The sequence below is a fragment of the Pseudomonas sp. MF5691 genome (assembly GCF_016405645.1).
GTDB lineage: Bacteria > Pseudomonadota > Gammaproteobacteria > Pseudomonadales > Pseudomonadaceae > Aquipseudomonas > Aquipseudomonas shahriarae.
The window spans coordinates 49,899-67,742 of record NZ_JAEKDC010000006.1 but is presented as its reverse complement, the minus strand read 5'-3'; the positions used below and the strand labels follow the sequence as shown (position 1 = coordinate 67,742).

The 17,844-nt window shown below is 56.7% G+C and carries 17 protein-coding genes and 1 pseudogene; 8 read left to right on the top strand and 10 right to left on the bottom strand.

Going from position 1 to position 17,844, the window contains the following annotated elements; translation table 11 throughout:
* Positions 1–56: 56 nt before the first annotated feature.
* A complete protein-coding gene (locus tag JFT44_RS11115) occupies positions 57–1,058 on the top strand; it encodes an aldo/keto reductase (protein WP_120733058.1) in 1,002 nt (333 codons plus the stop codon).
* 113 nt (positions 1,059–1,171) lie between these two features.
* Positions 1,172–1,354, top strand: a pseudogene (locus tag JFT44_RS28880) (transposase); the annotation flags it as partial.
* Between the two features lie 41 nt (positions 1,355–1,395).
* Here the strand turns inward: JFT44_RS28880 and JFT44_RS11105 are convergent.
* The 8 genes from JFT44_RS11105 to JFT44_RS11070 all read right to left on the bottom strand — a co-directional run bounded on the left by JFT44_RS11105 (position 1,396) and on the right by JFT44_RS11070 (position 8,503).
* Complete coding sequence (locus tag JFT44_RS11105) at positions 1,396–1,983, bottom strand: hypothetical protein (protein ID WP_198830645.1); 588 nt, start codon at positions 1,981–1,983, stop codon at positions 1,396–1,398.
* A 95-nt stretch (positions 1,984–2,078) separates the two neighbouring features.
* A complete protein-coding gene (locus tag JFT44_RS11100) occupies positions 2,079–2,249 on the bottom strand; it encodes a ribbon-helix-helix protein, CopG family (protein ID WP_120733054.1) in 171 nt (56 codons plus the stop codon).
* A gap of 468 nt (positions 2,250–2,717) precedes the next feature.
* Positions 2,718–3,074: an NTP transferase domain-containing protein gene (locus JFT44_RS29125; protein ID WP_057959688.1), complete on the bottom strand. Its 357-nt coding sequence runs from the start codon at positions 3,072–3,074 to the stop codon at positions 2,718–2,720.
* Positions 3,075–3,128: 54 nt separating this feature from the next.
* Entirely contained in the window at positions 3,129–4,109 is a 981-nt protein-coding gene (locus JFT44_RS11090) for a GTP 3',8-cyclase MoaA (RefSeq protein ID WP_198830644.1), read from the bottom strand.
* Positions 4,099–5,082, bottom strand: a complete 984-nt coding sequence (locus JFT44_RS11085) for an XdhC family protein (protein ID WP_120733050.1) — start codon at positions 5,080–5,082, stop codon at positions 4,099–4,101. Before JFT44_RS11085 ends, JFT44_RS11090 begins: the two co-directional genes overlap by 11 nt.
* Positions 5,083–5,084: 2 nt before the next feature.
* Entirely contained in the window at positions 5,085–7,271 is a 2,187-nt protein-coding gene (locus JFT44_RS11080) for a xanthine dehydrogenase family protein molybdopterin-binding subunit (protein WP_198817441.1), read from the bottom strand.
* Positions 7,272–7,282: 11 nt separating this feature from the next.
* Positions 7,283–7,741 (bottom strand): (2Fe-2S)-binding protein, encoded by a 459-nt coding sequence (locus JFT44_RS11075; protein WP_029290699.1) that lies wholly within the window; start codon positions 7,739–7,741, stop codon positions 7,283–7,285.
* A 144-nt stretch (positions 7,742–7,885) separates the two neighbouring features.
* On the bottom strand, positions 7,886–8,503 hold the full coding sequence (locus JFT44_RS11070; RefSeq protein ID WP_198830643.1) for a hypothetical protein: 618 nt from the start codon (positions 8,501–8,503) through the stop codon (positions 7,886–7,888).
* A 479-nt stretch (positions 8,504–8,982) separates the two neighbouring features.
* Here JFT44_RS11070 and JFT44_RS11065 point away from each other — a divergent pair, with 479 nt between their 5' ends.
* From JFT44_RS11065 to JFT44_RS11050, 4 genes are all read left to right on the top strand, one after another.
* Complete coding sequence (locus tag JFT44_RS11065) at positions 8,983–9,909, top strand: AraC family transcriptional regulator (RefSeq protein WP_057959691.1); 927 nt, start codon at positions 8,983–8,985, stop codon at positions 9,907–9,909.
* A gap of 126 nt (positions 9,910–10,035) precedes the next feature.
* Positions 10,036–11,301 (top strand): low temperature requirement protein A, encoded by a 1,266-nt coding sequence (locus JFT44_RS11060; protein WP_198799250.1) that lies wholly within the window; start codon positions 10,036–10,038, stop codon positions 11,299–11,301.
* A 933-nt stretch (positions 11,302–12,234) separates the two neighbouring features.
* Positions 12,235–13,068, top strand: a complete 834-nt coding sequence (locus tag JFT44_RS11055; protein ID WP_120733044.1) for an oxidoreductase — start codon at positions 12,235–12,237, stop codon at positions 13,066–13,068.
* A gap of 26 nt (positions 13,069–13,094) precedes the next feature.
* Positions 13,095–14,036: an AraC family transcriptional regulator gene (locus tag JFT44_RS11050; RefSeq protein WP_057959773.1), complete on the top strand. Its 942-nt coding sequence runs from the start codon at positions 13,095–13,097 to the stop codon at positions 14,034–14,036.
* 465 nt (positions 14,037–14,501) lie between these two features.
* Here JFT44_RS11050 and JFT44_RS11045 read toward each other — a convergent pair whose 3' ends face one another.
* On the bottom strand, positions 14,502–15,071 hold the full coding sequence (locus JFT44_RS11045) for a hypothetical protein (protein WP_233098333.1): 570 nt from the start codon (positions 15,069–15,071) through the stop codon (positions 14,502–14,504).
* Complete coding sequence (locus JFT44_RS11040) at positions 15,055–15,834, bottom strand: helix-turn-helix domain-containing protein (protein ID WP_169960295.1); 780 nt, start codon at positions 15,832–15,834, stop codon at positions 15,055–15,057. The genes JFT44_RS11045 and JFT44_RS11040 overlap by 17 nt, the downstream gene beginning before the upstream one ends.
* 98 nt (positions 15,835–15,932) lie before the next feature.
* Here JFT44_RS11040 and JFT44_RS11035 point away from each other — a divergent pair, with 98 nt between their 5' ends.
* Both JFT44_RS11035 and JFT44_RS11030 read left to right on the top strand, forming a co-directional pair.
* On the top strand, positions 15,933–16,184 hold the full coding sequence (locus tag JFT44_RS11035) for a hypothetical protein (RefSeq protein ID WP_057959696.1): 252 nt from the start codon (positions 15,933–15,935) through the stop codon (positions 16,182–16,184).
* Between the two features lie 141 nt (positions 16,185–16,325).
* Positions 16,326–17,816, top strand: a complete 1,491-nt coding sequence (locus JFT44_RS11030; RefSeq protein WP_198830642.1) for an MFS transporter — start codon at positions 16,326–16,328, stop codon at positions 17,814–17,816.
* Positions 17,817–17,844 lie beyond the last annotated feature (28 nt).

Here is a 17,844-nt window from a genome sequence, read left to right as displayed (position 1 = left end):
GCGTTGAGGGCTGCGAATGCAACTACCCACCCAATCGAAGTTTTGATGGAGGATTTATGAAGTACGTGAAACTTGGTAGCACGGGCCTTGATGTTTCCAGACTGTGCCTTGGATGCATGACCTTCGGTGATCCTGATGCTGGCATGCATCCCTGGACATTGGGTGAGGAAGCAAGCCGACCGATCATCAAGCACGCAGTGGAGCAAGGGATCAACTTTTTTGACACAGCAAACAGCTACTCCGCTGGAACGTCGGAAATTATCGTTGGCAAGCTGCTGAAGGAGTTCACACGTCGAGAAGAGACCGTAATCGCCACGAAGGTATTTTTCCCGGCAAACATGAGGGAATGGGAAGGCTCCGCAAAGCCAAACGAGAAAGGTCTTTCTCGTAAAGCCATCATGGCCGGCGTTGATGCGAGCCTGATTCGCTTGGGCACCGACTACATCGACCTGTACCAGATTCATCGTTGGGACTACGACACGCCTATCGAAGAAACGATGGAGGCCCTGCATGACATCGTCAAAGCAGGCAAAGCCAGGTACATCGGCGCCTCATCCATGTATGCATGGCAGTTCGCTAAAGCACAGCAGGTCGCCATGGCAAACGGATGGAGCAAGTTTGTGTCCATGCAGAACTATCTGAACCTGGTGTATCGAGAAGAAGAGCGGGAAATGATCCCACTCTGCCTCGATCAGGGCGTGGGGTTGATGCCATGGAGTCCGATGGCACGCGGCAGGCTGACCAGACCATACGGCCAGCAGACCGAGCGCACCAAAACCGATCTCTCAGGGCAGTCGTTTTACCAGGCTACTGAAGTCGAAGACGGTCGGGTGATTGACATTGTTGAGCAGATTGCTGGGGAACGAGGCGTGCCTATGGCGCAAATTGCGTTGGCATGGGTGTTAGCCAAGCGTGGCGTCTCAGCACCTATCGTTGGCGCCTCTAAAGCAACCCAACTTGACGACGCAATCGCTGCGCTGGAGTTGGTACTGAGCGAAGAGGAAGTCAAACGCCTTGAGGCCCCATATGTACCCCATGCGGTGACTGGATTCTCCTGATGCGGCAGTAAAAGAGATACCGGCAAACTTATGCCGGTATCAGCTTATCGCCGCTGATCGACTCCTACTCTGGCACAACCTGCGGCATGACTTTCTCGCCTAGCCTCGATCAGATGCCCAATGGATCAGCAACGGCCAACACCCTGGGTTACAGACTTAAACGCTGGGTAGCGCTGACGCGCTACCCGGAAGACGAGGCCGTCCCCATCGACTACAACCCGGTGGAGAACCATATCAGGCCACGGGTACTTGGGCTCTCAAACCGGTGGTTTACCGGGCCGCCGCGTGCAGATCGAAGCTTGCGGCGCCCGTGGGAGACACGCGGGTGCGTGCCTTGTCAAGGGATGACATAAAGCCTCAAGATCCAACTCACCTGATAAGTAATGGCCGCGAGCACCAAAACCATCTGGAGTTTCTTTGAAGTGATTGCTACTGCAATTATGCAAAGGAGGACGAACGCAATCTGTCGGATCAAGTACTCGACCCCGAGTGAGTACAGGTAATTCTCGCCTTTTATTAATGTATCTCCAACATCTAGCAAAAACGCAAAGGCAAGTAGTCCGAAAAACCAGCGCTTGCGCTGCTCGAAGTAGTCCTCGAATCCCTTGTACTCATACATTTGGTCGGGAAACAATAATGCCGTGAGCGCTGCAAACACCATCGCGTAGAAAAGCAGGAACCTATAGAGTGGGAATGTCCAGACAGGGATCCGCGACAAATGGAATTCGTACCACCAAAAGTGCACGATCGTGATGAAGAGGAATATCACCCACCCAAGGTGGACAGGATAAACTTTAATTATTCCTGGGTGCTGTACGAAGCGTGTCAGGCCGTTTACCAGTCGCGCAAGGCTTAGGCCCAAGACCATGCCGATAATCGTGCGCACATGCGAAAAATACTCTGGATGAGTTGAGGCCACTTCCATAGATAGTTCCATCCTTGATGAGCAGTACAGTTTTTGGGGCCAAGCGGCCGAGTATTCCTATATGTAACTCCAACGCGATCTTGCCCGAAAGAAAATTACTCCGGCTCACCGGTCAACCTCCGAGTTTCGGCTTCTATGAGGTATAGCTTTATCAGCCTCCGAATGATTTGCGACGTTGTTTTGTCTTCCTCTTCCGCGACCTGCTCCAGACGCTGTTTAGTCGATGGGGCAATCAAGATTGTCAGCCTTTCAGTATTCTTTTGCATTTGTGTCCACTCCTCCGGCGCCTATATTTCGTCACTCCGCCTAGGCTTTTTGATTGTAGTGCATGCTGCCTCGCAAGCCAGTCCAGCTATTCTGGCTCGGCCATATACCGCTGCCAGCTCTTCCGCTCTTTGTCAGGCAGTTGGAGCAGTTCGGGAAGCACCATGGCGACGCGGGTGGGTATCTGCGATTCGTTTTTCCAGGCGAGGACTTGCGCTTAGAAGGGATATGTAAAACTGCAGGCACCATGAGTAGATATATTTTCCAACGACTAGGTAAAAAGAGCGCCCCGAGGGGCGCTAAAGATTCATCTCTTTCCAAAGGAGCTCTACAGAAAAGCTTCAGAGATGAATATTGCTCGATGTGTAGCTTGTAGACTTGGATGTTTTTATTCGCATTTAACCAGCTTAAAAAAGGTAGAACGTCGTACTTGTACAGCTAAGCGAACGATGAAAATTCTAAAGGCGTGATCACCATTCGATGAACTCTTCGATTTCGACACGCCGCCGGGAATCGATATCGCTTAGTTCTGGGGGCCATACAGGGTGCGGAGCCACCTGCAATTGGTCTTTTTCATCGAAGTCCTCAGCAAGCAACTTTAACGTTTGCCAGAACTGCCGCTTTAACAAGAAATTAGCCCCTTGTACCCTCCTAAATGTCGGAATAACTATGCGTTCAGGCGAGACTACTGACACGAGATGATGCAGAGTGTCGCCAGTGATCCAGGGCATGTCACTAAGAAAGCTCGCCGCTGACAATGCATCCGCGTGCTCGATCGCCCGTATACCACTTAGCAGGCCCTGGCTCCTAGCCCGGGCAGAAACCATGCTGCGTATTACCCATACCCGAGGTGGCGATTCAGTTTCAGGGATCATTGCTTATTACCCACCAATGACTTTCATGATCATGAGGTCGCCCGTGAAATGAGTCGGTTGTTTGTCCAGTAAGGCGTGCCTTGACAATTCGCGAATACGTGACAAGGCAAGATCGCGTGGAAGTTCAAGGGCATCGCCCAAGTAATGGCTTTGGCTGGAGGAAAGGCACCCATGCAGCCACCCGCTCGAACTTAGGCGCACTCGGTTACAACTGCAGCAAAAAGGCGCGCTGGCGTTGGCGATCACGCCGAAGTGACCTCGCCCCGGTATATTGAAGCGCAATGCCGTGGCGCTGGGCGCACTCGGTACTGCGCTGAACGGATGGTGCTGACCGATAACCTCAAGAATCTCGGCCATGCCATAGAACTGCCGACGAAAAGTTTCATCATCGCGCGCCAGATGCCCCATGCGCATCAACTCGATGAAGCGCAATTCCACCCCCCGGGCCAGACAGTACTCAAGTAGAGGTAAGATCTGATCATGGTTGTGCCCAAGAAGCGGCACCATGTTGATTTTTACCTGCAAACCAGCCTCCAGGGCCTGGTCAATGCCATCGAGTACTGTGGCCAGATCCCCACCCCGGGCGATGCGCTGGAAAGCCTCTGCATCCAGTGTGTCGAGCGAAATGTTGATACGCTTGACGCCAGCCTCCAATAACAGAGGAAGCTTACGCGACAGTAATTGACCATTGCTGGTCAGCGATACATCTTCGAAGCCCAGCCGCCCTACTGCCCCGAGAAAGCCATCGAACAAAGGGCTGATCAGCGGCTCGCCGCCGGTGATCCTCAGGCGCCCCAGTGGGTTTACGGTTTTCAGGTATTCCACCGCCAGCAACAACTTGTCCAGCGACAAGCTATCGTTGCGAGCCTGAAGACGTTTGCCATCAGCCACGCAGTAGATGCACGCGTAATTACATGCGCTGGTCAGGCTCAGACGCAGGTTTCCCAAACGCCGCCCTTGCCCATCGACGATCGGTTCAGAGTGCATCGCGTGACCTTCCACGCTGGACTCGGATGATATCCGCCATCACCGCCAGTGCGATCTCGGCAGGCGTCTTGCTGCCCAAGGACAACCCTATCGGCATGTGCAGTCGAGCAATTTGCTTGTCGCTTAACCTCCCGATACGGCGCAGTCGCTCCGCGCGCAGCTTAGAGGTTTGTAGCGAACCCATGACGCCGATGTAGAAGGCCGACGTGCCTACAGCCTCCATCATCGCCAAGTCGTCGATGCGCGGATCATGGGTCAGCGCCACTACGGCAGTGGCAGCATGGCATCCGCCGGCACTGATGAACATCGACGGCAAGATAGTTTTAACCTCTATGCCGGGTAGCTCGACACCTACTAGAGCTTCCTCCCGTGGGTCACAAAGGATGACTTCGAAACCAAGCGTGCGGGCGAACTCGGCGCACGCCACCGATACCGGCGACATACCTGCGATGATCAGGCGCGCAGCCGGACCGATCCGCAAATGCACGATTTCACTTTCGACCTGTTCAACTACCCGCGGGCCAAGGCCGTCGTCGACCTCGAAACGGGCATCGCCGCTGCTTAAGTTGACACAACGCAGCAGATGGCGCTGCCCGCGCAGTGTCGAACGCATGATCTCCAACTGGTCCAGTGTCGCCGGGTCGGCCGGCAGACGCTCGATCAGCACTTTCAATATTCCACCGCAAGGCAGAGTGATTCGCGAATCCCGTGGTCCACCGTGGGCATCCCCGTAACGCACGACCTGAATACGATCCCCGAACTCACCCTCCTGCAAGCGTTCAAGGAAATCCTCCTCGACACAGCCACCCGACAGTGAGCCAACGTAGCGCCCATCGCTGCGGGCCACGAGCCAGGAACCTGGCCCTCGCGGAGAGGACCCGAAAGTGGCGAGCACTGTGCACAGCCAAACATCCTCGCCACTGCGGGTCCAGGTCAACGCTTGCTCAATAACCTGCAAGTCCAAATGCTGCATGGTCAAGCCGACAACTGGTCACTGATAGGCAAGCGCCGAATACGCTTGCCGGTCGCCGCAGCCAAGGCGTTCACCAGCGCCGGCGCGAGAGGCGCAACGGGCGGCTCACCGATACCGCTTGGCGGGCTTGCCGACGGCACTATATGTACCTCGACCTTAGGCATGTCATAGATGCGCAGCGGTTCGTTGTTATGGAAGTTGGATTGATCAATCTTACCGTCGGTCAAGGTAATCGCTTCGTGCATGGCCGCTGAAAGAGCGAAGCCAACGGAGCCCTCGACCTGAGCACGGATTACATCCGGGTTGACCGCAATGCCGCATTCCACCGAGCAAACCACACGGTCCACTTTGAATTTGCCGTCGCTTTGCACCGTAACCTCGACCACTTGCGCCACCACAGAGCCAAAGGCTTCGTGCAGAGCCACTCCCCGGCCACGACGTTCACCCTGCTTGCCAGCTGCCAACGGCGTGTCCCAGGCAGCCTTTTGCGCCACCAACTTGAGCGTTTCGATGTGACGTGAATGCCCTTCGAGCATTGCCAGGCGCCAGGCCACTGGATCCTGTCCCGCCATCTGAGCGAGCTCGTCAAAAAAACACTCAGTGGAGAAAGCGTTATGGGAATGTCCCACTACCCGCCACCACTGTATGGGTACTGGAATATCGCTTGGGGTATGCAGATCAACACGCAGATTGGGGATTCGATAAGGAAGCGTCGACCCTCCCTCTACCGATGTGGAGTCGATGCCATCCTTAATAAACGCAGCGAAAGGTGATCCTGCGAACACGGATTGACCGACCAAGCGGTGCTGCCAGGCCACCAGTTTGCCTTGCTCATCTAGCCCGGCAGTCAGGCGATGATGGTACATCGGTCTGTAGTGGCCGGCCTGCATGTCGTCTTCGCGTAACCACACCAGTTTTACCGGCGCCTTCCCACCGATAGCTTTGACGATATGGGCATTTTCCAAAACGTAATCAGCATCTTTACTAGCCCGCCGGCCGAAACTGCCACCGGCGTAAAGCGTGTGGACCCGAACCTGCTCCGGTTCCAGGCCGAACAGATCGGCCAACACCGTCTGCACATGTGACTGCATTTGCGCACCATGCCAAGTTTCACAACCGTACTTAGTCAGGGCGACCACGCAGTTCATCGGCTCCATGGCCGAGTGGGCAAGAAAGGGAAAGTCGTACTCCGCTTCCAACGTACGCGTTGCGCCCGCAAGACCGGTATTAACATCACCATCGTTGCGGACAACCGTACCCTCCGTTTTGGCTAACTCACGGTAGCGCTTGAACAACTGCTCGGAGCTTTGCTTGAACGCACCACTCTCGTCCCACTGGATCGCTACTGCGTCACGCCCCTTCTTTGCGCTCCAGGTGTCTTTCGCCACAACAGCGACGCCGCTGGGGATCTGCACCACATGTACCACTCCAGGGATGGCAAGCGCCGCCTTGGCATCAAAGGATTTCACCTTGGCGCCAATGCGCGGCGGATGAGCAACCACAGCCGTTAGCATGCCGGGCAAGTGAATGTCCTGGGTATAGATCGCCTTGCCATTGACCTTGTCAGCCGAGTCTTTACGCGCCAACTGCTGCCGACCGATCAGTTTGAATGCACTGGGATCTTTGAGCTTGACCTGGGCCGGGACCGGCTGATCGGCGGCGAGCTTGGCAAGTTGGCCGAATGTTGCCTGCTTACCCGACGCAGCATGCCGCAGTACCCCATCTACCACTTCGATTTCTTGCGCCGGCACTTTCCACAGCCAAGCCGCGGCCGATACCAGCATGGCGCGAGCGGTAGCTCCGGTCATGCGCAGTTGTTCCCAAGAGTTGGCGATGGAGCTGCTGCCACCGGTACCTTGAATACCCAATAGCGAATTTTTGTAACGCGACTCTGCCGGGGCGCTTTCAACACGGACTTGCGCCCAGTCTGCATCCAACTCCTCAGCAACCAAAGTGGCCAGACCAGTGTAAGCGCCTTGTCCCATCTCCAAATGTTTGGAGATGACGGTGACGACATTATCTTCGCCTATGCGCAAGAAAGCGTTGGGTTCAAACTCTCCCTCCTTCTTTCCCACGCGCGCGGTGCTGTCAGCCAGCGACCAAGGCATATAAACGGCCAAAGTGAGGCCTGCTGTACCTTTGAGGAAGCGGCGACGACTTTCGTTCTCGATAGACCGGATCATATTCATTACCTCGTTGCTCAAGCCAGCGACTTGGCAGCATCATGGATGGCCGCGCGAATGCGTACATAGGTTGCGCAGCGGCAGACATTGCCACCCATTGTTCGATCGATGTCGGTATCTGAAGGTGAGCGATTGGTTTGCAGCAAAGCCACAGCGCTCATGATCTGACCTGACTGGCAGTAACCACACTGCACCACGTCGAGCCGTTGCCAGGCCTCCTGAACTACCTTACCGGTCGGGGTCTCGCCGACACCTTCAATCGTGACGATCTTCGCCTCGACTGCTGCCGAGACAGGTGTAACGCAAGAGCGGACGGGCTGACCATTAAGGTGAACAGTGCACGCCCCGCACAGGGACATACCGCAGCCGAACTTGGTACCGGTAAGCTGCAAACTATCGCGCAGCACCCACAGCAGGGGCGTATCGGGGGCAACGTCGACACGCAGGTCCTTGTTATTGATATTAAGCGTGATCATGAAATCCTCCGACCCGTAGGTGTTTAAATGGCTGGCGCCAGGCCAGCCTTGCGAAGCGTTTGCCCGAAGGCTGTTTAAAGGGCGAGTGCCAGACACTCGCAGATCGCTCGCCAAAAACTGTTTGGCAGCACATCAATATGTTCATCATTCGGGACAAGGCTGACCTGCAGCACCCCACACGGTCATGTCCTGCACGTGCGTCTCGAAACTGCCTGGCGGTGTAGAGCGCCCAGGTCCGGGAACCCAGGCCCAGGGAATAAAGCCCTTTATCTTTGCGTCATGATGAAGGTGCTCAACCAGGCCAGCGGCATCACGGCCCCCATTACGCTTGGGGTCGCGCAACTGGGTACAAATCTCCGCGCCGGTCTTTGCGAACCACTCGAACGCCACTGGGGCGAGCTGCCAGGGAAGGCCCACATGCGGCGGCATGTTGGGGGCAACGTTTGGTGTATCCGAACTTGCGTGACAAGCAACGCAAGACACTGTTTCAGCGCCTATTCGCGAGTCACCCGCGTGGATATTCATGCCGTGCGGGCGGGTCTTGTTCTCACCGGAGATGGTCCACATTGGAATATTGTTGGGGCCGACGTGACAGTTGGCGCAGCGCGGGTGAGTCACCACGGCTTCAATCCGCTGCCAAGCCTTTAACCCCTCGGCTTTACTGACACTACCTGCCGGAAGCATGGAGCTGCCTGCGCTGTCAGCCAGTGCCGTGCCCGAAATAGGCAATGCCAGTAATAATGCGATCAGTCCTATTTTCATTATAAAGGTCCTTCAGGCGAACTCACGGTGTTGGACAGACGGCTTGGTGGATACTTTCTCCAGAACATGCCAGGTTATTCAGGCGGCATCTTTTTGCGCCGCTCTTGATTGATCCGGTGACAGCCAATGGATAACCCACGGCGCGATTTCTGATGATGCAGTCACCACTTTGTTGTCCACGCAGATGCTTAAGAGTAGGTGAGCAACATCTCGACTGCTTGCACAAAAGTTATGATTACTTGCCTGATTAATCGGATTCGGCAATTAGCGACGCGGGAGGCGAATGATCTTGCGATGCTGGACGGCCAGACAACAACGGTCGGGCATGGCTTGCATCTAGTGGACTGCATTACAACCAATACCAAATTGCCTGATTCTTAGATTTTTTTACCTAAAAGACGGAAATTTCAGGGGGGCTACAACTTCCAGCGGCGCCTGCTGCTACCATTTTCCGTTTAGTTAGCTAAGGAAATTACCAAATGCACGGCGATCAGGGATCTAAAACCGCAAATGTCCCTCAGGCAGCAGAGTTGTCCGCCGCGATTCAGCGCTTTGCCAGCACTGACGGTGATTTCACTACAGCGCTTCCCGCGCTGACAATGCATCGCCGTCATGGCGTTAGCGAGCCGATGCCTTGCATCTATAACCTGGGCATAGGCGTCATTACCCAGGGCTATAAGCAAATCATGGTCGGCGACAAGGTGCACAATTACGGGCCTGGCCAATTGATGCTGTCGACTTTCGACATGCCAGTGACTGCCCACGTCACGCGGGCATCTCGCAGCGAACCACTGCTGGGTATGATGCTGAAGCTGGACATTCGCCAGATTGCGCAAGTGGCCTATGAGATGGAGTTGCCGTCTTCGCCCGAGACCGCCTATGAGCCAATCTCTGTCCACAAGCTGGAGCCTGCTTTATTCGATGCGTTTTTGCGACTGGTACGGCTACTGGACGAGCCGCAATTGGTAAGCCCACTTGCGCCACTGCTTCAGCAAGAAATCGTCGTTCGTTTGTTAGCTGGTCCCCAAGGGTCCCAACTTCGCCACATCATTGCCGATGGCACGCCGCGTCAGCGAATGGCCCAAACCCTTTCCTGGCTTAGGAAGAATTTCAAACAAGCTTTGAATCTGGATGACCTGGCCGCTCACGCGCACATGACTCCATCAACGTTCCGTCAGCACTTTCGCGATATCACCGGTATGAGTCCTCTGCAGTTCCAAAAGCAAATGCGCCTGCAAGAGGCTCGGCAATTGATGTTGAACCAGGCTTTCGACGCAGGCGAAGCCAGCAACCTTGTCGGCTACGAAAGCGCCTCGCAATTCAGCCGGGAATATAAGCGACTGTTTGGCTCGCCCCCTTCGCGTGATATTCGGCGCATGCGTCTTGACGCGGACGTGTCTGAATAGCCGACTCCTTGAGCCAACCTCTTTGTGGCGTCACGCGCGGGAAGCGAAATGACCTATGCGAGTCACGTTGAACATAACTTTTCAAACCACCTTTGATACATGGCGCTTGCCAACGAGGGATCACGCATGAGCACATCGGCGTCTGTTACTAAAGCTCTTCACCATCACCTACGGCGGATGTCCGGGCGCGATCCGCACGAAACACACCGCGTTGCCTCGTCTCTCGAACTATTGTTCGACCTGACCTTCGCGACCTGCTTCGCGTTTGCTGCTACCCAACTCGCACATGCATTGGCAGCAGGCCACTACTCCACTGCATTGATTGGGTTCGGATTCGCGAGCTTTTGCATTTGTTGGGCTTGGACCAATTTCTCGTGGTTCGCATCAGCCTACGATACTGACGATTGGATTTTTCGCATTACCACAATGGTGCAGATGGCTGGTGTCCTCGTGCTGGCGATCGGATTGCCACGGCTGTTCTCCTCAATAGAGGAGGGTCACCAGCTGGATGCTTCAGTTATGGTACTGGGCTACGTGATCATGCGCATTGCGATGATATTTCAGTGGTTGCGAGCAGCGAAACAAGACCCTTCAAGGCGCCGCGCCTGCATCACTTACGCTGTCGCGATCGCGGTGGCGCAACTCGGCTGGATAGCACTTTTCATTTTTCCTCTTTCGATAGACGTCACCATCACACTGTTTTTTTTGTGGTTTCTGGTCGAGTTTGCAGGTCCGATATTGGCGGAACGCAGGGACGGCGGCACGCCGTGGCACGCGGAGCACATTGCAGAGCGCTACAGCTTGTTCGCAATTATTGCCCTGGGCGAAGGGTTGGTGGGGACGGTCGCAGCCCTGTCTGCGGAAATGGAGCATGTGGGATGGACGGCTGAAACGGCACTGGCCTGCGTTGCAGGTGTCGGAATCACCTTTGGAATGTGGTGGGTCTATTCAATTCTGCCATCGGCTAACGTGCTGCACGCTTATCGCTCGCGCGCTTTCGTATGGAGCTATGGGCAAATACTGATTATTGCCTCGATTGTCGCAACGGGTGCGGGACTGGACGTCGCGGCGAACTTTATCGAGAACAAAGCCCACATTGGAGTGCTACCGGCTCTGCTCGCCACAGCTATTCCGCTTGCGATCTTTCTTGGGCTGATTTACGCGCTTCATTATTTTCTAGTGCGCCACTTTGACCTACTGCACGTATGGCTCTTGCTGGCGACCGTTGTGGTCATCGCGGTTGCGATCGGCGCAGCTATGTTGGGCATGAGCATCGTAGTGTGCCTGGTCGTGCTCATGTTTGCGCCTATCATCACAGTAGTCGGTTACGAGGTTCTAGGGCATCGTCACCAGGGAGAAATGCTCAGTGAACGATTAGCGGAGACCGCGTAAGTCGGCGTTATCTTTCGACTCCTTACCTCAACAGCTTGGGCCTGGAGGCAACGATCCCCGCGGGAGAAAAACACTGAGTACCAGCCACTGCCACACTGGAGTTCGTCGGAAGCCGCCCTTCGCATTCATTCGCGTATTCGGTGCGAGTGGGGGCAGAAACAAACTCGTTCGACCTGGAAACACCGTCCTAGAGCCAAGTCAAAATGTTTTTGGGGGATCCTGAGAGTCTTTAAGCCTCGTAGGACAGGCAGTTCTTCTGATCATTTTTGCCTTTTCACAGACCATGGAGCTTCATTCACTTCCAGTGGATTGCTACATTGGGGTGCAAATCTGAGGGCATGCTTTGGATGGTTTGAAAAGGATGCCCCCACTGCCCGCAATCTTGCCTAAGCATCAGTGTGTCGCTAAGCGCCAAGAGAACTTTAGCGAAATCATCGGTGCACGATTTCCGGCTGGAGCACCCCCGCTACAGGCATGCGCACTACCCAAGGGAATCGTTTGGGATCGGCCTGTTCGTACTGATTGACCTCAAGGCGAGGGAGATTCCGCTTGTCATACATTGCCAATCTCTCAACCCTCTGGCCTCGATCACGATGACCTTCTTACGGCTCTCTCGGCGGATAGGCCAATGATCCAGGCTGATGGCTGACAGCACTCCAAATGCATTGTCACTCTCACATTCATGGGCACCTTCGGCCAGACCGCATGCACATCAGCGTTACCGAAAAACCACTCGCGACACGAAGCAGAGATTAGAGCAGGTAAATAAGCCCGTCGTTTTTCTTCCTTTGGCCTCGTTTTTTGCCACCAGATTTCAGGTTGCTCGCCGATCACTCCGATAGAATCAGGCAATACTAAAATCGAATCAGGCATAGTTCCCAACCACTCCCCGCCCTAGCATAGCCTGACCTTATATATTCAGGAGTGCGCCCCATGCGTGCAGACAAAACCATTTTTATCACGGGCGTTAGTAGCGGCTTTGGCCAGGCCCTGGCTAAGGAAGCTCTCGCTCAGGGCCATCGAGTGATCGGCACTGTTCGCAGCGAATCATCTCTGGCAACGTTCCAGGCACTCTTGCCTGAGAGAGCTCATGGCGTGGTGCTGGACGTTACCCACTTTAATGCCATCGACGCCGTCGTCGCCGCTGTTGAGGATCAGTATGGCCCGGTGGACGTGCTGGTTAACAACGCGGGTTATGGGCACGAAGGGGTTTTCGAGGAGTCGTCGTTGGAGGAAATGCGCCGTCAGTTCGACGTCAATGTATTCGGCGCGGTGGCGATGACCAAGGCGTTTGTGCCCTTTTTTCGCCAGCGACGGGCGGGGCATATCCTCAATATCACGTCCATGGGTGGCTATATCACCATGCCAGGTATTGCTTACTACTGCGGCAGCAAATTTGCCCTGGAGGGCATCTCTGATACGTTGAACAAGGAGCTTGCACCCTTCAATATTTTTGTAACGGCCGTGGCGCCGGGGTCTTTCCGAACGGACTGGGCAGGTCGTTCGATGCAGCGTACGCCGCGCAGCATCAGTGACTACGATGCGACTTTCGACCCGGTGCGAAAAGCACGTGAGGAAAAAAGCGGCCTTCAACTGGGCGACCCGCAGAAAGCCGCACGCGCCATGATGACTATTATCACCAGCCCTAACCCGCCGGCTCAACTGCTGCTGGGCAGCGACGCCCTGGCTCTGGTGCGTGACAAGTTGCACCGGACGGCGGAGAGTATTGAGCAATGGGAAGCGCTGAGCTGTTCCACGGACGGCTGAGCATAAAAGTGGAGAACGTGCAATCGATGCCGAAACCCAAGAACCCGAGCACTGCGCGTATGGTGCAGTTGATGGGCCAGCTTGCACCGCTGGAGGGTTACAACCTGAGTCCGCTGGATGATGTGCGTTTTCTGCGTTCCAACCGGCCGCTGAAGCGCACGCCGGTTCTATATGAACCGGGCATCGTCATCCTCTGTCAGGGGCAGAAGCGCGGCTATCTGGGTGATGAGGTTTACATCTATGACGCCCAGCATTATCTGGTGGTCTCAGTGCCAGTACCTTTTACAATGGAGACCGACGCTAGCGAGGCGGAGCCAATGCTGGCGGTGTACATACGTCTGGATTTCAATCTGGCCGGCGAGCTGATTCAGCAGGTAGATGAGGTATGGAACATCCGCGTGGCTCAACCTATGGGTATGTACGCCTCGCCCATGGACGAACCGCTGCGCCAGTCGACCCTGCGTTTTCTGGAAGTCATGGGCGACTGCACCGACGCGCAAATCCTCGGGCCAGCGATGTTGCGCGAACTCTACTACCGCATCCTCACTGGCGAACAAGGCGGCACCCTACGCGCGGCTATCGCCCAGCAGGGTCAGTTCGGCAAGGTGACGCGCGCCATTCACAAAATCCACCGCTGTTACCACGAGCATCTGGATGTAGAAATACTCGCCCAGGAAGCGCAGATGAGCGTGCCTAACTTTCATCTACATTTTCGCAAGGTGACCGATTCCTCGCCTATGCAGTACCTCAAGTCGACGCGGTTGCATCAAGCGCGATTACTGATGCTGCGTAACGACCTGACAGCGGCCAAGTCGGCATTTCTGGTGGGGTATGAAAGTGCTTCGCAATTTAGCCGCGATTTCAAGCGCCTCTTCGGACGCACGCCGATAGCGGAGGTGGCGTGGATGAAGCAGGCTTATGCGTTGCCGGCACCGACAATCCCGTCGCCCTTCGTGTCATCACACTGAGTTCCAAACAATCCTGTCTTGCCCGTCGCCAGTAGGCTTGGGAACGTGCGGATGGCGTGACTGCCGACACAGCGGACGAGTGAAGTTTCACATCTGCGGCCGCATAGATGAACAGGTCGCGGCAGGGATGGCAGTTGCCTGCCACCCCCCGCACAGATCCGTACGTGCGGAACTACCGCATACGGCTCCTGCCTTGGGTGCGTGACGCGAAGCGATCCTCAGGATACGGGTGTGCATTCTTTGGGCTCGGTATGTAGTGATCTGTGAGCAACCCGAAGCGAGACCATTGCAGCCGATTTCGCTGGCTGCGTCGCCCGAGAGCCTGACGCCAATATCGGCATATGGCCTTCCTGAAGCCACTCAATAGCTTCAAGTTTCCTGGCACCGCGTGGTAATTGAAGTAACCACTTACCACCCGAGTGAACCATTGCCCTTGAGCCCGGGTGGGTTCATGACGTCGGCGCTTCAGCTCATCCCGAAATAGCCAGCAGCGTCGCACGCATTCGACGCCCGGTCACCGAAGTTCTCGGTGGTGTTTTCCACGCGCTGGCGGCGGGCGCCCACGGTCCATTGCACGCGGTCATCGGCGAAAGACAGGGTATCGGCCAGTGCATAACTGCCCAGGGTCGCGCGGGTCTGCGAGGTGGTCACGCCATAACCCGGAAAGGTCGGTGTGTCGCCAAAGTCCAGGTTGTCGAAATGGGTGGTGCCGGGAATACCGACCCTGGCGTCCTTGAAGCTGTTGTCGGAGGTGAAACGGGTGGTAGCGAGGGTCCAGGCGTGGCCCACAGGCCCGGTCTGGAATTTGCCCTTCAGGCCTACTTCACCGGATTGCTGGGTGCCGCTGCGGGTCGAGCGAATCGCCGAAGAACTGATGTCACCCACATTGTTGATCAGGGTGCTGGAGTTGATCAGCGCGTTGTCACTCCCATCGCGCGGCCCCCATGCCGCGTAGGCCGTGACGGAATCTGACAGGTCGCTCGTATTGGATCGGATCCCGGCTAGGGCGCGCCCGGCCTCAAAGGCAGTTTGCAAAGTAGCGACCCGGTGTAACACCGAACGTGCGACGAAACAGTGCAATAAAAGCGCTGACGTTTTCGTAGCCCAATTCCAGGGCCACACGGGTGACCGACATGTCCGCCGCAAGCATTTCCAGGGCCCTTAGCAGGCGCACCCGCTGACGCCATTCGGTAAAGCTGAAACCGGTCTCCACCACAAAGCGCCGTGTCAGCGTGCGCGGTGCCATCCCCACCCAGGTCGCCCAGGCCTGCAGGCCGCGCTCGTCATCGGGGTGATCCGACAGCGCCTGGGCAATCTTGCGCAACCGGGCGTCCTGAGGTATCGGCAAACCCAGGGCCACCCGGGGCAGAGTCTGTATTTCATCAAGCACTACACCGGCCAAGCGCGACTGCGCCTGGTCCAGAGGCTTGGCTCCCCACCCCGCAGCACGGGCAACTACTTCTCGCAGAAGCCCGGACACTGCAAGGATGCATGGCGTTTCAGGTAAATCAATGCACGCCAGTTCGCGCACGTAAACGCTCCACCCGGCAAACGGCCCATGGGAACGCACGCCGTGGGGGATATTGGGCGGGATCCACACGGCATGTGTCGCAGGCACCACCCACTGACTGGTACCGGCATCCACCGAAAGCAGGCCCGACGTTGCGCCAAGCAACTGGCCCCGCGCATGGCCGTGGCGCTCGGTAACCCGTGGTTCAAGCTCCTTGCGGATCACTGCAACAATCAACGGATCCTCGGCCGAGGAGGCCTCGGCGGGGGAAATCAAGGCAGCTGGCATGAGTGGCCTTATTGGGTTATTGATTGTCTTCAATAACGTAAATCAGCCAACACTACGCCCTTATAGTCAAGGTCTTCAAGACCTCGCGAGGAAACACCATGCGTGCAGAAGATCTGCTGCCCGATGACAAAAACCAGGTACAACGCAACGGCGTCATGATTCGTAAAGGCAGCGTTGGCGCCTTCCTGATCAACGCCAGAGTGTGGACCGCCCCTACCTCCACGCCCGCGGCGCGCAGCGCTGCCGAGCAGGACCTTATCGACAGCCTGCCGGCCCTGCGTGCCCTGGGACTATTTGAAGTGCTTGCGATCCGTGATGGCGCCTTGCAGCGTCTGGTGGATGCACATTGATGGGCTTTTGCCCAGAGAGCTATCCCTTGCAAGGTCTTTTGAAGGGCCAGTTGTACTTGGAGATGGAGACTGACCTGGGTCTTGACCTTAACCTTACTTGAGGTTTTATAAGGAGTGCCTGAATCGCAACGTGGCCTCCCTATGAATACCCACCACACCTCACCAGATCAACGTTCGCAACCGGTACCAGAGGTCGATGATCCTCCAAATGCAGGTTGGGCCACCCTCCTCTCTGGCGCCAATGGCGTGCGCTCCCTGGCGTTGGCAGGGGGCGTCGTGCTCCACGCGATCAACGTCTACATTGCGACTACGATCCTGCCCTCAGTTGTCCGGGACATCGGCGGTATCGACTACTACGCGTGGAACACCACACTGTTCGTCACCGCCTCGATCCTTGGCTCAGCATTGTCAGCCAGGCTCCTGGTCGGCTTGGGGGCACGCGGCGCCTACACCCTCGCCACGCTGGTGTTTGCAGCCGGTGCGCTGATCTGTGCGTTTGCCCCATCCATGCCCGTGATGCTGGCCGGCCGTCTGATCCAGGGGTTGGGTGGCGGTTTTCTGTTCGCGCTCTCTTACGCGATGATCCGCCTGGTGTTCCATGAAACCTTGTGGCCGCGAGCGATGGCGTTGGTGTCGGGCATGTGGGGAGTGGCCACACTGATCGGCCCGGCGGTCGGTGGCGTCTTCGCTGAACTCGGCGTATGGCGCGCGGCTTTTTGGTCGCTCATCCCTGTCGCCGCGTTGTTCGCCCTGTTGGCTACCGTGGTGTTGCCCAAACGCAACGCCATCAGATCACAACGCTTGCCGCTCCCTCTGGCCCAGTTGGTGTTCCTGACGTCGGCCGTGCTCGCGGTTTCAGCCGCCAGCGTCTCGTCAACACTCGCCTGGAACATCGCCGGTCTGGGTGCCGCCGCGCTCCTGACTGGCCTGCTGATAGTCACAGAAAGCCGCGCCCGCCATCGACTGCTGCCAACGGGCGCCTTCAGGATCACCTCCGCGCTGGGAGTGCTGTATGCAACCCTGTCCTTGCTGGCGGTGGCCGTTACCAGTGGCGAGATCTTCGTGCCACTTTTCCTCCAGGTCCTGCACCATCAATCGCCGCTCGCCGCCGGCTACCTCGCGGCGCTTATGGCGGGCGGATGGACGCTAGGCTCAATCGCAAGTTCCGGGGCACATGGCAAAGGCATCAGGCGCGCGATCCTTGCCGGCCCAATCCTTGGCTTGACGGGCATGGCTGCACTGGCCGTTTTGATTCGCGTCGAAAGTAGCGGTGGCTGGCTGACGGTCACGCCGATCTGCCTGGCGCTCGTCGCCGTCGGGTTTGGCGTCGGGCTGGCGTGGCCGCATTTGCTGACCCGGGTATTTCAGGTGACGCCTGCCAGCGAGCAGGACTTGGCAGGCGCGTCGATTACTACTGTGCAACTGTTCGCCACCGCCCTCGGTGCGGCCCTCGCCGGCATGGTGGCAAACCTTGCCGGCCTTACGCATCCCGCAGGCATCGCCGGCACGGCCAATGCTGCCGGCTGGCTGTTCGGTGTGTTTGCGGTCGCGCCCGGCGTTGCCATTTTTACCGCCCTGCGGGTGATCCGGTGTTACTCCAAAGACCAGGCAATCACTGCAGGGCACCGGTAGAGGTCACTGCCCAAAAACGCCTTGGCGC